The organism is Dactylosporangium sp. NPDC048998, assembly GCF_043197855.1.
Taxonomy (GTDB): Bacteria; Actinomycetota; Actinomycetes; order Mycobacteriales; family Micromonosporaceae; genus Dactylosporangium.
Genome location: NZ_JBICTV010000011.1, coordinates 32,776 through 50,066 on the forward strand (window position 1 = coordinate 32,776; position 17,291 = coordinate 50,066).

At 71.9% G+C, this 17,291-nt stretch carries 16 protein-coding genes; 5 read left to right on the plus strand and 11 right to left on the minus strand.

Annotated elements, in window-relative coordinates; translation table 11 throughout:
• Positions 1 to 70 precede the first annotated feature (70 nt).
• Entirely contained in the window at positions 71 to 1,225 is a 1,155-nt protein-coding gene (locus ACGFI8_RS24880; RefSeq protein WP_392808360.1) for a ParB N-terminal domain-containing protein, read from the minus strand.
• A 43-nt stretch (positions 1,226 to 1,268) separates the two neighbouring features.
• Here ACGFI8_RS24880 and ACGFI8_RS24885 point away from each other — a divergent pair, with 43 nt between their 5' ends.
• A complete protein-coding gene (locus tag ACGFI8_RS24885) occupies positions 1,269 to 2,252 on the plus strand; it encodes a ParB N-terminal domain-containing protein (RefSeq protein ID WP_392808362.1) in 984 nt (327 codons plus the stop codon).
• Positions 2,253 to 2,258: 6 nt separating this feature from the next.
• On the opposite strand, the gene ACGFI8_RS24890 is transcribed toward ACGFI8_RS24885, so the two are convergent.
• From ACGFI8_RS24890 to ACGFI8_RS24910, 5 genes are read right to left on the minus strand one after another with little or no spacing between them, the layout of a single operon-like run.
• Complete coding sequence (locus ACGFI8_RS24890) at positions 2,259 to 2,495, minus strand: acyl carrier protein (protein WP_392808364.1); 237 nt, start codon at positions 2,493 to 2,495, stop codon at positions 2,259 to 2,261.
• Complete coding sequence (locus tag ACGFI8_RS24895; RefSeq protein ID WP_392808366.1) at positions 2,492 to 4,393, minus strand: HAD-IIIC family phosphatase; 1,902 nt, start codon at positions 4,391 to 4,393, stop codon at positions 2,492 to 2,494. Before ACGFI8_RS24895 ends, ACGFI8_RS24890 begins: the two co-directional genes overlap by 4 nt.
• A 4-nt stretch (positions 4,394 to 4,397) precedes the next feature.
• Positions 4,398 to 5,621 (minus strand): glycosyltransferase, encoded by a 1,224-nt coding sequence (locus tag ACGFI8_RS24900; protein WP_392808368.1) that lies wholly within the window; start codon positions 5,619 to 5,621, stop codon positions 4,398 to 4,400.
• Positions 5,618 to 5,875 (minus strand): acyl carrier protein, encoded by a 258-nt coding sequence (locus tag ACGFI8_RS24905; protein ID WP_392808369.1) that lies wholly within the window; start codon positions 5,873 to 5,875, stop codon positions 5,618 to 5,620. The genes ACGFI8_RS24900 and ACGFI8_RS24905 overlap by 4 nt, the downstream gene beginning before the upstream one ends.
• On the minus strand, positions 5,868 to 7,082 hold the full coding sequence (locus ACGFI8_RS24910; protein ID WP_392808371.1) for an alpha/beta fold hydrolase: 1,215 nt from the start codon (positions 7,080 to 7,082) through the stop codon (positions 5,868 to 5,870). The genes ACGFI8_RS24905 and ACGFI8_RS24910 overlap by 8 nt, the downstream gene beginning before the upstream one ends.
• Positions 7,083 to 7,158: 76 nt before the next feature.
• Here ACGFI8_RS24910 and ACGFI8_RS24915 point away from each other — a divergent pair, with 76 nt between their 5' ends.
• The 3 genes from ACGFI8_RS24915 to ACGFI8_RS24925 are packed head-to-tail and all read left to right on the plus strand — an operon-like array spanning position 7,159 to position 9,760.
• Positions 7,159 to 8,184: an ATP-binding cassette domain-containing protein gene (locus tag ACGFI8_RS24915; protein WP_392808373.1), complete on the plus strand. Its 1,026-nt coding sequence runs from the start codon at positions 7,159 to 7,161 to the stop codon at positions 8,182 to 8,184.
• On the plus strand, positions 8,181 to 8,966 hold the full coding sequence (locus ACGFI8_RS24920; RefSeq protein WP_392808375.1) for an ABC transporter permease: 786 nt from the start codon (positions 8,181 to 8,183) through the stop codon (positions 8,964 to 8,966). Before ACGFI8_RS24915 ends, ACGFI8_RS24920 begins: the two co-directional genes overlap by 4 nt.
• Complete coding sequence (locus ACGFI8_RS24925) at positions 8,963 to 9,760, plus strand: ABC transporter permease (protein WP_392808376.1); 798 nt, start codon at positions 8,963 to 8,965, stop codon at positions 9,758 to 9,760. The genes ACGFI8_RS24920 and ACGFI8_RS24925 overlap by 4 nt, the downstream gene beginning before the upstream one ends.
• 15 nt (positions 9,761 to 9,775) lie before the next feature.
• Here the strand turns inward: ACGFI8_RS24925 and ACGFI8_RS24930 are convergent, their stop codons facing one another.
• Positions 9,776 to 10,981 (minus strand): glycosyltransferase family 4 protein, encoded by a 1,206-nt coding sequence (locus ACGFI8_RS24930; RefSeq protein ID WP_392808377.1) that lies wholly within the window; start codon positions 10,979 to 10,981, stop codon positions 9,776 to 9,778.
• A 78-nt stretch (positions 10,982 to 11,059) separates the two neighbouring features.
• On the opposite strand from ACGFI8_RS24930, the gene ACGFI8_RS24935 reads away from it, so the two are divergent.
• Positions 11,060 to 11,335 carry a phosphopantetheine-binding protein gene (locus ACGFI8_RS24935; protein ID WP_392808379.1) on the plus strand — a complete coding sequence of 92 codons (276 nt, stop codon included), beginning with the start codon at positions 11,060 to 11,062 and terminating at the stop codon, positions 11,333 to 11,335.
• A 51-nt stretch (positions 11,336 to 11,386) separates the two neighbouring features.
• On the opposite strand, the gene ACGFI8_RS24940 is transcribed toward ACGFI8_RS24935, so the two are convergent.
• The 4 genes from ACGFI8_RS24940 to ACGFI8_RS24955 form a co-directional block, all read right to left on the minus strand.
• Positions 11,387 to 12,325 carry a carbohydrate kinase family protein gene (locus tag ACGFI8_RS24940; protein WP_392808380.1) on the minus strand — a complete coding sequence of 313 codons (939 nt, stop codon included), beginning with the start codon at positions 12,323 to 12,325 and terminating at the stop codon, positions 11,387 to 11,389.
• A gap of 60 nt (positions 12,326 to 12,385) precedes the next feature.
• Positions 12,386 to 14,005: a carbamoyltransferase N-terminal domain-containing protein gene (locus ACGFI8_RS24945; protein WP_392808381.1), complete on the minus strand. Its 1,620-nt coding sequence runs from the start codon at positions 14,003 to 14,005 to the stop codon at positions 12,386 to 12,388.
• A 14-nt stretch (positions 14,006 to 14,019) separates the two neighbouring features.
• A complete protein-coding gene (locus tag ACGFI8_RS24950) occupies positions 14,020 to 15,321 on the minus strand; it encodes a condensation domain-containing protein (RefSeq protein ID WP_392808383.1) in 1,302 nt (433 codons plus the stop codon).
• A gap of 127 nt (positions 15,322 to 15,448) precedes the next feature.
• The gene (locus tag ACGFI8_RS24955) at positions 15,449 to 17,065 is read right to left on the minus strand and encodes a carbamoyltransferase (protein ID WP_392808385.1); all 1,617 of its coding nucleotides are present in this window, start codon (positions 17,063 to 17,065) and stop codon (positions 15,449 to 15,451) included.
• Between the last annotated feature and the right edge of the window lie 226 nt (positions 17,066 to 17,291).

The window sequence follows — 17,291 nt, forward strand, 5'->3', positions numbered from 1 at the left end:
CAAGATCCGCCGCGGCCTCCCGCCGCAGCCGGTCCACCACCGGTCGTCGTTCGGCAGGCCGCTCGGGCACCTACGCGCTGGCCGCGGCGCGCCGCTCCAACCGGTCGGCCAGCGACAGCCACTCCCGCGCGTGTGCCCGCGCCATCTCCGCAACCATCGGACGGCACTGCGCGGGCACCTTCGCCAGCACGTTTCCGGACCGCTCCGGCACGGCCACCGCCGCCGTGGCCCACCGCAGGATCGCACGGCCGGACTCCGAGAACCGCAACGCTGGATCCCGTTTCAGCCCCTCCACGACGGCCCGTGGGTTCACCACCGGCTGCTGCCGGCGCGACGCCCGTGATTCCCCCGGCCGGGCCGCCGGCTCCGGCACGAGTCGCGGCCCTGGACGCTGCTCCAGGCCCTGCGGCACCGGGCCGTCGCCGTGCTTCAGCCGCTGCCGCACGTCCCGTGCCGTGGCCGGCGACACGCCGGCCGACGCCGCGATCTGGCGCAGCGACGCATCGGGCCGGGCCGCGATCGACTCGGCCACGCGCACGCGCGCGGCGGCGGGGTCCTCCGGCCGGACACGGCCGTCCAAGCCGACCCGCCCGTGCGTCATCGCCTCGGCGTGGCGGCGCAGAACCCCGATCGTCCTGGCCGCCAGGCCCGTCACCCGTGCGATCAGCCGATCGGACCACAGCGGCTGATTCACGATGATCCGTTCCGCGGCACTGCGACGCTCTGCGAGCGACAGCGGCAGGCCGTGGGCGATGTTCGCCTCCACGGCCAGCACGAACGCCATACCCTCCGGAACGTCCGCCAGCTTCGCCTCGATTACGTCGGCGCCGCGCAACTGCGCCGCCCGCAGCCGGTGCATTCCATCGACGACCTGCAAGGTGCGGCGGTCCACCAAAATCGGCGGCAGATCCGCACCGGACTCGGCCAATCTCCGAGCATGCGCCTCGTCAAGGCCGCCGAGCCGCGGCGAATCCTCCGCGAGTAATGCGGCGACCGGCAATAGCGCGATTTGTCGTATGACCGCGCCGGTTTTGCCGACGTCCGTCCAGACGTTTCCAGCATGCATCGCTGCGTGACCTCCCCGTTGGCCCACATGACGATCAAGCTCCGAGCACTCGCTGACGGATAGTATTGACGGACCGTGATCTTTGCAACGGTCCAACCTTGTCTTGCACAAATAGGCGCTAGTTCTTGCGGAAAACTGACTCTTCAGCTTGGCTGTCACGGCCCGCCATCACACCGCTACGAGACGGAGCGGAACCGCTGCCATGGCCGCCGCACGCGTCAGTGATCTACCGAACGCCGTGGGCACCCTCGTCCACCAGGTGCCGATCGACGACCTTCTGCCGGGCGACTCGCCACGCCTACTCAAGGAGGATCCCGACCACGTCCGCCTCTTGGCAGACATCGACGCCGAGCTTCCGCCGATCACCGTCGACCGGCGCACCGGCCGAGTCATCGACGGGGCACACCGGCTCAGCGCGGCGCGCCTGCGCGGGCAGAGCACCATACGCGTGCGGTACTTCGACGGCACCGAGGACGAGGCCTTCGTACTCGGCGTGTGGAGCAACATCACCCACGGGCTGCCGCTGTCCAAGGCGGACCGCGAGACCGCGGTGATCCGCATCGCCGTGAGCCAGCCAGCCTGGTCCGACCGGGCCATCGCCGCGGCGACGGGCCTGTCGGCGAAGACGGTCAAACGGCTGCGGCAACGTTCGAGTGCGGAAGTGCTGCAGTTGAACACCCGCGTGGGTCGCGATGGCCGCACCCGCCCGATCGACGCCGCCGCCAACCGCCGGCGGGTCGCCGAGGCCGTCATGGCGCACCCCGGCGCCTCCCTCCGCGAGATCGCCCGGATCGCCGGCGTGTCCCCGGCGACCGTCCGCGACGTCCGCCGGCGCATCACGGCGGGTGAACCCTCCGTCGGCGGCCGCGACGCGATCCCGCCCGCGCCGACGGTCCTGAACGGGCTCGCCACCAACCCGTCGGCCGCCGACCGGTCGCCAGCCGCGCGGCGGGCGCAACCGCGCCCGCCGACCGTCGAGGAGCTCCGAGCGCACCCCGCGCTGCGCTCGCCCGACGGCGAAGCTTTGCTGCAGTGGCTCGCCGAGGCCGGACGCAGCCTGGACGACGCCGATACGGTGCTTGCCACGGTGCCGCCGCACTGCGCCTACATCCTCGCCCGCATCGCGCGCAGCGTCGCTGACGAGTACAACCGCTTCGGCGATCGCGTCGACGATCCGGCCGGCTGAGATACCTCAGGCACCGGCCTGGTCGCCGGTGTAGAGCACATGGACCGCGCGCAGCGTTCCGGCCTGCAGCACCTCGGGCAGCGCGACGCGCACGCCGGTGCGCGCCTCCATGGCGGCGACCAGCCACACCATGTTCATGGAGTCCCAGCCGGGAACGCTGTCGAGATCCCGGACGAGATGTTCCGCGGCGACCGGCATACCGATCTCGTCGTGCAGCAGGGCGACAAACTCCTCGATCGTCATGACAGCGGGAGCCCTTCCAGGTCGACGGTGAGGCGGATGTGGGCCGGCGGCTCGAGCCCGTCCGCCGCGTCCCGGCGGAAGACCTGCTCCGCCCCGTCCGCCGCGACGGGCCGGAAACCGTGCAGCGGGTACAGGTCGGCCACGACGGCGTTCTTGGCGTTGGCCCGGTACAGCCCGACCACCGAACGCAGGCCGCGCACCCGCGCCAGATCGAACACGGCGGCCAGGGCGGCCTGTTCGATGCCGCGGGAGAACACCCGGCAGCTGAGCACGAAGTTCTCCACCCGCAGGTCGGCGCCGTCGGCCCGCACGAAGGCCGCGCCCACGATGCCGGACTCGCCGAACCGGTCGGCCGACCGGATGGCCAGCACGGCGCTGCCCGCGACGCCGGCGAACGTCTCGACGTCGTGCTGCTGCATGCGCAGCCGAGTGAGGTTGAACTGGTTCGTCCGCAGCGTCAGCTGCGAGACGCGGGCCGCGTCGGCGGCCCGCACGGGGCCGATCTGGACCCGCAGGCCCAGCGCGCGCAGGTAGTCCTGCACGGAGTCGAACCGCTGCAGGAAGTCCGAGCGATCGCGCTCCTGACGATAGGTGGTGGTCCGAATCCGGTCCTCCGCGGTGACCTCTCGGGTGTCGAACCAACCGTCGCGCAGCAGCTTGTCGACGTGCAGCGCCGGCTCATCGTCGACCTGGACCACGGCCACGCCCGGCAGGGCACGGCGCATGAGATCGCACTCGAAGGGGCTGTCGTCGACGAAGACGAGGCTGTCCACGCCAAGGTTGAGGGCCGCGGCAAGCTCGCGGAGGTTGTCCGGCTTCGGTCGCCAGTTGGCGCGGACCTCCGCCAAGTCGGCCTCGCGCAGCACCATGTCCGGATGGCCCCCGAAGACACCGGCCACCGCGCCGGGCTCGTTCTTGCTCGCGGCGGCCAGCAGGACGCCCTGCGAGCCGAGCTGCTTGACGACGCGCTGGAAGGCGGCGAACGCCTCGCCCCGATAGGTGCCGGCAACCTCGATGCCGTCGGGGCCGTCGTCGCCGAGCACGCCACCCCAGACCGTATCGTCCAGGTCGAGGACGAGCACCTTCTTGATCCTGGCCATCGCGCCACGGACCAGGTGGCCGGCCTCTCGCGCGTAGGCGGCGAGCAGAGCCGGCGACAGGTTGATGTTGGTGTACGTGCGGAGCCGGTCGTCGGCGACCGGCACGCCCTCGGAGGCCAGCGGGTCCAGGTCGAGCACGACCAGGCGGGGGTGAGCCTGCATCATGCGCAGCAGTCCGGCGTTCGCGTCCCGCCAGGCGGCCGACAGGCGGGCCCGGGAACGGTAGTCGACCAGCTGGGACACGAGGCGCCGCGGCAGCGGCACCGTGTTCAGCACGAGCGTTCCGGCGCAGTTGGCCTCGAAAACCTCGACCAGACGCTCCAGAATGGCCAGCTTCGCGGCGAGGCACCGCTCGACGTCGGCGACCGTCCAGGGACAGGGCAGCTCGTCGCCGACGACGTCCGGGTCCAGGACGCACAGCACCACGCCGGGGTCCGCCGCGTACAGCCCGCTGGCCGGATCGGACAGCTCGAAGACGTACGAGTCGAATGCCGTGAGGTGGGGGCGTAGCGCGATGCCGTGCCGGGCCAGCTGCACGGTCAGCTCGGGCACGAGGTCGTTGAGCGTGCCGTGCCCCGTGATGGCCACCGTGGCGACGGGAACGCCCGGGTGGCGGCGGTGTATCTCCTGGGGGTCGAGCCTGCTGAGCATGCGCCCGGCCCGGGTCAGCGCCTCCGGCGGCACTCCCGCCAGCAGTGCCTGGACCTCGGGGTAGCGCTCGAGCGCCGCACCGGATCCGAGCAGGTCGAACAGTGCGGTGCCGGACCCGTTCATCGACGTCCTCGCGATCGCCATCATGCCCCTAGGAGCGCGCCCGGTGCGCCACCGGCGAACCGACCGGCTCAATCGCCGTCAGCCGGTCGGCCAGCAGCTCCAGCGAGGTCCGCGCCGTGGCCGCCGTGACGAGCCCCTCCGGTGCGGGGGCCGCCGTCATCCGCCGGATCTCGTCCGCGATCCTCGGCGGCGACCAGTCGCCGGCGGTCAGGCACGCCGCCAGGCCGAGGTGCTGCAGCCGCCCGCCGTTGTCGGGCCGGTCGCCGCCGTCGGCCAGGACCAGCTGCGGAGTGCACGCCGACAGGGCACGGGCCATGGTCCCGATCCCGCCGTGGTGCACCACGGCGGCGACCGTCGGCATCACCGCCGCGAACGGAAGGCGTTCGACGTGCACGACCCCCCGCGGGAGGACGGCGGGGAGCAGGTCACGATGCGGCGTGACGACGATGCCCCGCCGGCCCGCGGCGGCCACGCCGGCGATCGCCGCCGGGTAGAAGTCGTCGTGGAGCATCCGGCCGGTGCCGCCGGTCACCAGGACGACGTCCTCCCGCCGATCAACGGGCATCGGCGGTGGCGGCGCGTACCCCGGCTCGTCGTCGGCCAACGGGAAGCCGGTGAGCAGCGTGCCCGTCGGGGCGCGCCGGCCCGCCTCGTCGAACCACGCCGGCCACAGGCCGACGCTGAGATCGGCCCGCAGCAGCCACGCCGACCAGTCGTGCACCTCGGGCAGGCCGAACTCGCGCCGGATGTCGTTGAGCGGGCCGCCGGCCGCCCGCGCCAGGTGCATCGCGGTGACGGGCGCCGTCGCCGACTGAAACGGCGACAGCGAAACGAGGCACAGCGCCGCGCCGGTCGCCTCGGCGGCCATCTGACCGGCGATCGCCGAGGTCAGCCGGCCGACGATGACGACCCCGTCCGGCTCGCGCAGCAGCGCCCGCAGCTCCGAGCGAATCTGGTCGAAGCCGCCGGCCACGGACACCCGGTCGAGGAACAGCTCGGCGTCCGCGTAATAGTCGCGCATCGACCTCGCGCCCGGCGCGATCAGCCGTCGGGTCCGGCGCAGGTGCCGCTGGTAGCCCTCGACGTCGTCCACGGCCCGCAGCCGCAGTGCCCGGGCACGAACGGCGTCGCCGTAGTGGGCGTGCGTCATCACCACGACGTCGTGCAAGCGGCGGGCGAGCTCGGCGCCCAAGGCCAGAAAGGGATCGACGTCCCCGCGGCTGCCGTGGGCGCACAGGACGAAGCCGGTCACTCCGCCGCGCCGACCCTCATCGCGGCGGCGATCGCCCGCACGCCGACGTGGAAGGTGAAGTCGTCGGGGAACAGCTCGTCGATCGACATCGAGACGTCGAACCGCTCGCCGACCACGACGAGCAGTGTGACGAGCTCCATCGAACCGCCGCCCGACTCGAAGAAGTCGTCGTCGTCGGCCGGGTAGGCGCCCAGGATCTCGTTCCACATGCCGGCGAACGCCTCCCGGACGCGTTGCGGCGCGAGCTCACTCATCCGTTTCCTCCCCGTGGTCTCCCTCGTGCGGCCGCAATGCGGCACTGAGCACCGCGCCGATGGCGCGCAACGGCTCCGGTTCCATCATCTCGCCGTGCCGGCACGGCAGCTGGCGGGCGTCGACCTCGCCGGTCACAAACGGTCTCCAGGCGGCGACGGCGGCCGCCGGCTCGTGCTGCGCGGCCACCAGGCACAGCAGCGTGCCGTCGAAGGTGCGGCGCACCGGGGTGCGCACCAGGCGTTCGTTGTTGCGGTACACCTCGAACGTCGCCGCCAGCGACCGCGCGTTGAACCGGCGCATCGGGTGGGCGGTGCGCTGAAAGTACTCGTGCAGAGCGGCGTGGTCGAGCGGCAGCCGGCAGAGGGCGGCCAGCTCCGGATCCGCCTCGGCGAGAGCCGGGGGCGTCAGCATATTGCGGAGCATGACCTCGGCGTCGGGCAGCGGCGCACCGTCGGGCGGGAAGGCGCTCAGCAGCGCCACCAGCTCGACCGGCTCACCGACGGCCCGCAGACGACAGCCGATCTCGAAGGCGAGCCGGCCGCCGAGGCACCAGCCGAGCAGCCGATACGGGCCGTGCGGCCGCACGCGGCGGATCTGCTCGGTGTAGTCGTCGGCCATCTCGTCCAGCGAGGCCGGCAGTTCAAGGTCGCCGACCAGCCCGCGCGCCTGCAGCGCGTACACCGGCACGTCGGCGTCCAGGTTTGGCTGCAGGCCCATGTACGGCACCCCGAAGCCGCTTCCGGCGTGCAGGCAGAACAGCGGCGGCTGCCCGCCCTGGCGGCGCAGCGCCAGGACGACCTTCGGATCCGGCAGTGGATAGCGGGCGGACAGGAACCCGAGCAGGCCGGCGACCGTCGGATGCTCGCGCAGCACCGGCCGGTCGAGGTCGACGCCCCACTCCCGGCGGACCCGGCGCACGAGTTCACCGGCCTTTGCATCGTCGCCGCCCAATGCGAAGAAATCATCTCCGAGATCGAGGTGCGGCCGGTCGAGTACGTCCGCGAATACCGCCGTCAAATACTGGCGCCGTTCGCGGTCAGTCATTTTTGGCGTGGTCATCGAACACTCCAGGGAATTGCGCGTGCAGCCGGTCGCCCACGGCGCCGCCGCCTCAAGTCCGGCCCTGAAGAATCTAAGGTCGGCCGGCGACGACGTGGACGATACATGAGCGGCAACGCGGTGGCGACACACGCGATGGATGTGCATGAGTGCCGCCCGTGGTATCAATTTCGCGCCAGGCGCATTCGCATGGATCGCGATGCCCGGTCGTCGAGGAGGTTCTATGGCGCTGGTCGAGGCCCGGGAACTGGTCAAGGTGTTCCGCCGGCGAGAACGTGAGCCGGGAATGGCCGGCGCGGTGCGGGCCCTGGTGCGCCGCCGATCCGTCGAGCACATCGCCGTCGACCACGTCGAGCTGTCCATCGAGGAGGGCGAGGCCGTCGCGTACGTCGGCCCGAACGGCGCCGGCAAGTCCACGACCGTCAAGCTGCTCAGCGGCATCCTGGAGCCGACGTCGGGCGAGGTCCGGGTCGGCGGGCTGGTGCCGCAGCGCAACCGCATGGCCGTCGCGCACGACCTCGGCGTGTTGTTCGGCCAGCGGACCCAGCTCTGGTGGGACCTGCCCGTGTCCGACTCGCTCGGCATGCTGCGCGACCTCTACGGGGTCGACCGGGGCACCTACGCGCGACGGATGCGCCGCTTCGACGAGGTGCTGCAGATCGCGGAGCTCATGGCGGTGACCGGCCGGAAGCTGTCCCTCGGCCAGCGCATGCGGGTGGACCTGGCTGCCGCACTCATCCACGGCCCCCGCGTGCTCTACCTCGACGAGCCGACGATCGGCCTGGACCTGTCGGTGAAGGACCGCGTCCGCGCCTTTCTGCGGGAACTGCGCGACGACGGCACGACCATCATGCTGACCAGTCACGACCTGGCCGACATCGAGGACCTCTGCCGGCGCCTGGTCATCATCGACCGCGGCCGGATCATCTTCGACGGCGACCTCGGCGCGGTGAAGGACGAGTTCGCGCGGGAACGGGTGCTGCATCTGCAGACGGGCTCCGCCGTCGACGCCGGCGCGGTGCGGGCCGCGCTGAGCGGTGCCACGGTCGAGCCGGACGCCGCCCCGGACCGGTTGACGGTGCGCTTCGACCGGTTCGCGCTGACCGCCGGCCACGTGGTGAACGCCGTCGGCCGCCTGGTCGACGTGGTCGACTTCCGCCTCGACGAGCCGGGCATCGAGGACGTCATCCGGCGGGTCTACGCCGGCGACATCGCCTTCGCCGGCGCCGGCCGCGGCGGTACGCCGTGAAGCGCTACCTCGCGCTGGCGCGCATCAGCGCGAAGAATGCGCTGCGCTACCGCCTGACGTTCGTGCTCAGCCTGTTCGCGGTGCTGTTCCAGTTCGTGGCGATGATGGCGGTCTGGCACGAGCTGCTGGCCGGGCGCTCGATGAACGGATACACCTGGGAGCAGATGCGAGCCTATCTGCTCGTCGCGTTCGCCTCGGGTGCGCTGGCCGGGCTGTTCGTCGACATGCGCATGGCGCACCGCATCCGCAGCGGCCTGGTCGCGCTGGACATCCTCAAACCGGTCAGGTATCAGGAGGCACGCTTCGCCGAGATGCTCGGCGGCCTGTGGATCGAGGCCGGGGTCGTGCTCATGGTCGCCTTGGCGACGGTCCTGCTCTTCGGCGGTGTCCCCCGGCCGGCCGGGCCTGAGACGGCGCTGTTCGTCGTCAGCCTCGCTCTGCTGGTCGTGCTGAAGTTCCTGGTGCTGTACGGCTGCGGGCTCGCCTGTTTCTGGACCCAGAACTACATGGGCGTGCACTGGGCCCGCATCGCCGTGGTCAACCTGCTGTCCGGCGCGCTCGTGCCGCTGGCGTTCCTGCCGCACTGGCTGCGCACGGCCGCGACATGGTCGCCGTTCGCCGGCATCACCTCCACGCCCGGCCTGATCCTCGTCGGGCAGCTGACGGGCTGGCGCGCCCTGCTGTTCGTGGTCGTGCAGGCCGGCTGGGCGATCGTGCTCTGGGTCGGCGCCAAGGCGCTGTGGAGGGTGGCGGTGCGGCAGTTGACGGTGAACGGCGGATGACTCTCGCGCGGGCGGTACGGCTGTACCTCCAACTGCTGTCGTTGCACCTGCGGGCGTTGATGGAGTACGAGTACGACTTCTGGATCATGGCGGCGGGGACGCTGCTGACGCAGGTCGTCAACCTGGTCTTCATCTCGGCGCTCTTCGCCCGGGTCCCGGCGCTCAACGGCTGGTCCTACTGGGCGGTGGTCGCCATGTTCGGCCTCCTCGCGGTCGCCGAGGGCGTCGGGTCGCTGTGCTTCGAGGGCACCTGGCGCATCGCGGAGGCCATCAACACCGGCTCCCTGGACTATCTGCTGGTCCGGCCGTATCCGGTCGTGTTGCAGGTCACCAGTGCCGAGGTCGGCGTCAACGGGCTGACCAACGTGGTGACCGGCGGCATCATGATCGGCGCGGCGCTGGTCAACGCCGGCATCGCCTGGTCGCCGGCGCGGGTGCTCGTCGGCCTCGTGCTGCTGCTCAGCGCGGTGACCATCAAGCTCGCGATCAACCTCGCCACCAACTGCGTCTCGTTCTGGCTGAGCAGCCCGAACCCCCACTTCGCCATGGCCGTGCACCAGGTGGGCGACCTGGCCAGGTTTCCGATCAGCATCTATCCGCCGGCGCTGAAGGTGGTGCTCGGCGTCGTGGTGCCGTTCGCCTTCGTCACGGTCTTTCCGGTCGGCTTCGTCATGGGCATGGGCACGCGACCCTGGCTGGGCCTGCTGACGCCCGTCGTGGCCGCCCTGTGCCTGGCGGTGGCGCTCTTCGTGTTCCGCACGGGGCTGCGACGGTACGAAAGCGCCGGCAACTGACCCCGGCGAGGGGCCTCACGCCGGCGGCCCGCCGGCGGCCGGCGCCGCGGCCCTCGTGAGCCGCCGCAGGCACCCCTCGATCGCGTCCCGGTCCAGGCCGTCGACGAACGCCCGGGCGGCCGCGCGGGACCGCGCCGACAGGCTCCGGTACAGCTCGGCGTCGCCGAGCAGGGCCTCCAGCGCGCGTCGCCACGCGGTGACGTCCTGCACCGGGACCTCGCCCCGCGGCAGGAACGTCCGCGCGTCTGCCGGGTACCGTTCGATCGGGTTGACCGGCAGCAGGTGGTCGACGCCCAGCTTCGCCTCGCGCAGGCCGCACACGTCGGCAGCCAGCACCGGCACGCCCCGCAGCATCGCCTCGACACTGCAGTAGCCGAACGCCTCGTCCCACAGGGAGGGCATCAGCAGCACGCGGGTCCGGCCGTAGATCTCGTCGACGTCGTCGGTTCCCGGCTCGACGCGGATGTTGGGGCGCCGATGCAGCTCCGCCCGGTCCGCCTCGCTGGTGCCCCAGCCCTGCACGGCGAGGAACGGCACGCCGGGCAGGGCGTCGGCCAGCTGCAGGAGGATGTCGATGCCCTTGTAGGCGCACGGGTTGATCAGCGTGACGTAGCGCTGCCGGGCCGGGTCGGGCTCGCGCAGCGGCACGCCGGAGTACACGTCCGGGTAGACGACCTCGGACGGGATGCCGGACCAGCGCTGCACGTAGTCCCGGGTCGCCTCGCTGACCGACACGACGCCGGTGGTGCGGCGGATCATCGCCGTGGACGCCGCGTTGGCGAAGAACGAGCGCGGCCCGAAGGGCAGCTGCGGCACGGTGTGCACCAGGTACAGCACGCGGGGCGCGCCGCGCAGCGCCGCGGACAGCAGCATCATGCCCGGGTCGTCGTTGGAGACCAGCGCCCAGTCCGGACGCAGCGCCCCGAGCAGCGCCGCGGTGGTGCGGGACAGGTCGCGGCCGCGCAGGACGCCGTGCACCGTGACGCCGGCCCGGACGTACGTCAGCGAGGCCGCCGATCGCTCCAGCAGCCGGGCGCCGAGCGACTGGAGGTAGCCGGGCAGCTCGTCGGGGTCGACGGTGTCCGCCTGGCCGGTCAGCGGCGCGACCACGTGGCAGTCGTGCCCGCGTTCGGCGAGCCGCTCCATGATGAGCCGATTGGATTTGTTCGCCCCGCCGCGCGAGGGCAGGTAGTACATGTTCTGCGCGAGCAGCAGCTTCACGGCCGGTCCTTTCCTGCGCCATCATCCGTGGGAGGGCGCGCGGCGCCCACGTGCCGCGTCGTCGAATCGGGAGTCCAAATGACCGCAACGCAACCGCCCCGGTCCACCGCCGCCGAGCCGACCCTCGCGGCGTTGCTGGCGCTGTGCGCCGAGCTTCTGCCCGGCTCGGCGCCGACGGCCGCGGCGAACCTGTTCGCGCTCGGCGCCGACTCCGCCACGCTCACCGCGCTCGCCGCCGCGGTGGCCCAGCGCTGGGGGGTCGAGGTCGACCTGACCGACCTGTTCGACGCGGAGGATCTCGGCGAGGTCCACGCGGGCATCGCCGCCGCGCTCGCCGGGCCGGCCCGGCCGTGACGCCGCGGTGCGGCCGCTCGCCGTCCGCGGCCGCACGACCGGGCGCCGGCGTCAGGCGGTGTCGGGACGGCCGTCGCGCCAGCGCGGCGTCTGCCCGGCCCGCTCGACCGCCTGCGCCAGCCGCTCCGCCGAGATCAGCTCCTCATGGGTGCCGTGAGCGCCGCACGCAAACGCCCCGGAGACCGCCCCCGCGAGCGCGCACTCCTCGACGGGGCGGCCGGCGAACCAGCGGCTCATGAAGGCGGTGCTGAACGCGTCGCCGGCGCCGTTGCTGTCCACGACCGGCCGCTCCGGCTCCACCGTCGGGAAGCGGCGTACCTGCCCCTCGGCCCGGGTCAGCACGCGGCAGCCGGCGTCGCCCTCGGTCGCAACGACGAGCTCGGCGACGCCGGCGTCGAGGATGGTCCGCATCAGGTCGTCGATCTTCTCCGGCGCGGCGGCCGAGCTCAGGAAGACGATGTCGGCCTGGCTCGCGCAGTCCAGCGCCCATTGGGCGACGCCGTCCCAGGCGTGGATATCGCAGGACGTGGTGACGCCGAGCCGCCGGGCGTCGGCGAACGCGGCCATGTCCCGGCCGCCGATGTGCGCGTGCCGGGTCCGCTCCAGCAGCGGCAGGTAGAACTCCCGCGGAAGGGTCAGGCCGGCCGGGTGGCGGCCGTCGTAGAACGAGAATCGCCGGCCGGCGGTGTCGACCAGGTTGACGCTGCGCGGGGTGCCGTTCGGGGCGGGCAGGCTGGCGAAGTCGAGGCCGACGCCGTCGTAGCGCCTACGGATCAGCTCGCCCTGCTGGTCGTCGCCCAGGAAGTCGACGAACTTGGTGCGCAGCCCCAGCGCGTGGAAGCCGAGCGCCACGCCGTTGCCGGAGTGGGCGACGTAGTCCACGATCGGCGGGACGGGCAGGTTGTCACCCGGGGGAATCGTCAGGTCCGGGACCCGGATGATGGTGTCCACGCCCACCCCACCGATCACCAGTACATCGAACTCAGTCATTACGCGTCCTCACTACGCAGGGTAACGAATTGTATCTGGGCGCGCGGGCGGCCCGGGGCGTCAACGATCCGCCCCGCCGGGCGCGCGCCGGATCAGCGCGTCGCCGAGCACCACGAAGTCCAGCCCGACGTCGTGGAAGGTCTCCAGCACGTCGTCGGCCGTGTCGGCGATCGGCTTGCCGCGCATGTTCAGCGACGTGTTCACCAGCACGGGCGGGATGCCGGCCGCCTCCATCCCGGCGAGCAGACCCTCCAGCGCCGGCGCGCTGCCGGGCTGCAGCACCTGCGGCCGCGTGGTGCCGTCGACATGGACGGTCGCCGGCATCACCTCGCGACCGTGGCTGGACACCACCGTGTTGCCCACCATGTACCGCTCGCGGTTGCCCTGGGTCGGCCACAGCATCGGCGCGTACGACGGCAGCGTCACCGGCGCCAGCGGGCGCCACGGCTCGCGTCCCTTGCGGGCGTTGATGATGTCGCGCTGCCGCTCCTGCGACGGCAGCGCCACGATCGAGCGGTGCCCCAGCGCCCTTGGCCCGATCTCGGCGCGCCCCTCGGCCACCGCGCCGATCTGCTGCTGCAGCAACAGGTCGATGACCGCCTCCGGCGTGTACTCGGTGACCTCCAGGCCGCTGTCGCGCAGCTCGGCCGCGGACTTCGGCTGCAGCATCGTGCCGGTGTACGGCGACGCGAGCAGCTGCGGATGTTTCGGCGGGTTCACCGTCCACGCGGCACCGATCGCGACGCCTGAATCGTGCGGGAACGGCGGGATGTAGATGGGCTCGGGCAGCCGCCCGTTCGCCACGCAGTTGAGCGCGACGCCACCGGCCAGGCAGACCTGGCTCTGGCCGCTCAGGCAGACCGTCTCGGTGTGCAGCGCCCGCAGCGCCTCTTCGACGGTGCGCTGGACGCCGGCGGCGATCGCGACCGCTACCGGGTCCAGGTGCAGTTCGTCGTGCCCCCGGGTGACCGGCTCGTACGTCTTGGCCAGGTACTCCATCCACGCCTCGACGAAGGTCTGGTACCGCGCCGCGTCGTGCAGGTCGAAGTACGGCCGATCCTGGGCGATCACGTCGCCGAGCGGCAGCACCTCACTCGGCACCGAGCCGCCGTAGGAGGCCAGGCCCATGGTCTTGCCGGCCTCGAGCTCACCGAACCCGATCGCGCGCGTGGCGGCCTCGTACATCGTGCCGAGGGAGAAGCCGCGAGGCCAATGGCGCAGCGGCCGGTGCCCGGTCGACCGGCTCATCGAGTAGATCGAGGTGGAGTAGAACTCGCCGCTGCCGTCGACGACGAGGACGCCGGCCTCCTCGAAGCCCGAGGCGTGGAACGACGAGCTCGCGTGCGCGAGGTGATGGTCGACGAAGACCACCTCTGGCTTCGCCCCGGGGCCGACCGGCTCGCCGAAGATCGCCTCAAGCAGCCGGCGCCGGTCACGGGCCGGGTAGTACCAGCGACGGTTGCGCGGCATGTCCCAGCCCACCGCCACCACGTCCACATCCCGCCACGAGATGCCGGCCGTGGCCAGGCAGTACGCCGTCGACTGGCGGGGGAAGGTGTTCCAAGCGTGCTTGACGCGGGTGAACCGCTCCTCCTCCACGCACGCGACCAGGTTCCCGTCACCGTCGACGAGCGCCGCCGCGCTGTCGTGCCACTCCCAGTTGATGCCCAAGACCCACACGTTGCCTCCGCTCATCAAGCAGTTGGTTGCCACCCCGTACGTGCCGCGCGAGCGGCGCCGCGGGGAGCTTCGGCCATGTCGAGCAGCTGCTGCTTGAGCATGTCGAGCAGCATCGCCAGGTCGGCCGCGGCGTAGCGCGCGGGATCGTGCCAGCACTCGACGGCCATCACGCCGGCGCCGTAAATGAGGACGAACTGCAGGCCCGGTTCCTCGCCGGCGCCGCCCGCGTCGGGCCGGCCGACCAGCCGGGCGTCGCCGAACCGCAGCGGCGGGCCCACCGTGAGCGCGTTCACCGTGACCACGGAGGGCCGGTAATCGGTGATCGTCCGCTCCGGCTCGATGTGCTTCAGGACGAGCTGATACGGCACGGTCTGGTGCGGCAGCTGCCGGGCCCAGGTGCCGCGCACGGTGGCGACCAGCCGGCCCTGGTCGCCCACGTCCACATCGGACAGTCGCAGCAGCACCATGTTGGCAAACCAGCCGACCGTCTCGGCGAACTGCGGTCGGCGCCCGCTCGTCAGCACCCTGATGGTCATGTCCCGCTCGCCGGAGACCTTCGACAGTACCGCCGCCACGGCCGCCAGATAGAGCACGAACAGGGTGACGCGATGCCTCGCCGCACCCGCGGCGACCAATGACCGCTGCCCGGCGTCGAACGCGACGGTCACCGCCTGCCGCCTCCCCGCCAGCGGGCCCTTGGGGTCCAGGCAGAAGCTCGGCACAACGGGCCGGTTCAGCGCGGTACCGCGCAGGTGCTCGTGCCAATAGGCGAGAGCGTCCGCCGCACCGGAGCCGTAGCGCGCCTGCTGGTCGGCGGCGAACGCGCCGTAGGCGTCGGCCCCGGCGGGGTCGCCGTCGCGGACGGCACCGGACACGAAGTCCCGCAACGCGATGGACATCGAGCCGGCGTCCATCACCAGGTGATCGAAGGTGAACGCCAGCACCTGGCGTCCGTCGACCGTGCTGAGCAGCTGGCACGACCACAGCGGCGGGCGCCGGCGATCGGGAAACCGGTCGCCGCGCTCGGCGAGCGCACGCTCGACCTCGTCCGCGGTGAGGCCCGCCCGGACTACGAGGTCGGGCTCGCACGTGGCGGGCACGAGCATTCCCGCCGCGTCCGGGCTCAGGTGCGCACGGAGCATCGGATGGCTCGACATCAGCCGGCCGAGCGCCGCGCGAAGCGCCGCCTCGTCGATGTGCCCGTCGACGTCGAAGGTCACGTTGAGATTGAACGGGACCGGCCCGCGCACCTGGTCGCGGACGAGTCTCGCGCGCTGCGCGTACGTCAGCGGCCACCACGCCATGCCTGTCACCATCCAGGTTCCTTCCGCAGCTGGCCGGTACCGACGGAGGGCTGGAGACTACCCACAGAGCCCGTCGCGGTGGAAGGACTGATACGCAGGCCGCTCGGCGTTCAACTGCGGATTTTCCGCACTTGAACGCTCACTCCTTCTCCACCAGGTAGTCGCCCAGGCAGAGCGCGTCGAGGTCGCTGGCCTCGAAGGTGGCCAGCGCATCCGCCGGGGTCTCAACGATGGGCTCGCGGTCGTTGAACGACGTGTTGAGCACCACCGGGACGCCGGTGATCTTCTCGAAGTGCTCGATGAGCGACCCGAACTGCGGCGCCACCGCGGGATCGACCGTCTGGACCCGGGCCGTACCGTCGATGTGCACCACACCGGGGATCGCGTCCCTGCACTCCGGGCGGACGTTCGGGGCGAGCAGCATGAACGGCGAGGGCACGTCGAGCTCGAACCACTCGGAGGCCCGACCGGCGAGCACCGCCGGAGCGAAGGGCCGGAACGGCTCCCGGTGCTTGATGCGGTCGTTCAGGGCGTCCCGGCTGGCGACGGTGCGCGGGTCCGCCAGCATCGAACGGTAGCCGAGCGCCCGCGGCCCGAGCTCGCTGCCGCCGGTGAACCAGCCGATGAGCCGGCCGTCGGCGATGAGCTGGGCGGCGCACGCGGCGATGTCGCTCTCCCGGCGCCAGCGGAACGGCGTGAACCGCCGTTCGACGAGCCCGGAGCGCGGATCCCGGCGGAGGGCCAGCCGGATCTCCTCGTCGGTGTACGACCGGCCGAGGGAGTCCGAGCGGAACTCCGGCCGAGGCAGCTGCCCGGTGAGCCGGTGCAGGCCGTACAGGGCGTTGCCGAGCGCCTGGCCCCGGTCCGAGGCGGCCGGCGGCACGAACAGGCCGGTGACCGCCGGAAGCCGCCGTACGACGTCGTTGGCGACGCAGTTCAGTCCGACTCCCCCGGCGATGCACACGTCGCTGAGGCCGGTCTCGGCGATGTGCTGTTCGACGAGGGCAACGAGCGCGATCTGGAGCTGCTCCTGAAGATGGGCGGCGGCGTCGATGCCGCGCTGGTCGTGGCCGAGGCTGCCCAACGGGCCGAAGTCGAAGCCGTTGGCGCGGGCGTAGGCGACGACGCCGCGGGCGTGCGTCTGCTCCAGCCGGCCCGTGACGCGGCCGCCGGCCACGTCGAACAGGGTGCCGCGGTGCACCGTGGGGTCGCCGAAGGAGGCCAGGGCCATCGTCTTGCCGGCCTCCTGGAAGTTCCAGCCGAGGTACTCGGTGAACGCCTCGTACGTGGCGCCGAGCGAGCCGGCCCGCGGGCGTGCCGCATCGTTGCCGCCCAGCCGGGTGATCCCGTCCGGCGTCGCCGCGTAGTACGTCTCGGTGTCGGTGTTGTTGCCGCCCCCGTCGGCGACGACGACCGTCGCCTGAGCGAAGTCGCTGAGGCAGAAGGCCGTGTACGCGTGGGAGAGGTGGTGGTCCACGACCGTCACCCGGCTGTCCTCGACGCCGAGAGCGGAGAGGCCGGTCTCCGCGACGGTGATCTGCGGCCCGTAGTTGCTGGCGACGAACAGGTCCACATCGGACAGTTGGCGGCCGGCGGCGCGCAGGCAGTACAGCAACGACGCCTGCCAGCCGGGCGAGTACCGGCTGCGGTTGAGCCGCTCCTCACCGATCGCCACCATCGTGGTCGGTGTCAGCAGCGCAGCGCCGCCGTCGTGGCCGAAGTTGATGCCGATGACGCAGGGCTCTTCCGGGGTCACGAGTGCCTCCAGCGGTAGAAGTTCCGCGAGTCGTGTGCTTGCGGCATCACCGGAAATCCGGGCCGCGGGCGCGACCGTACTCGGCGGATCGACGGTCCCGGAACCGCGCGCGTCCGGCCGGATGCCTCACGCGGCGGTGTCTTGACGTTGCCCGAAGGCATCGACACGATTGCCCGCGGATACGGCACCGCGGACGCGGCGACCGTCCACTTTTTCTGATGCGGTC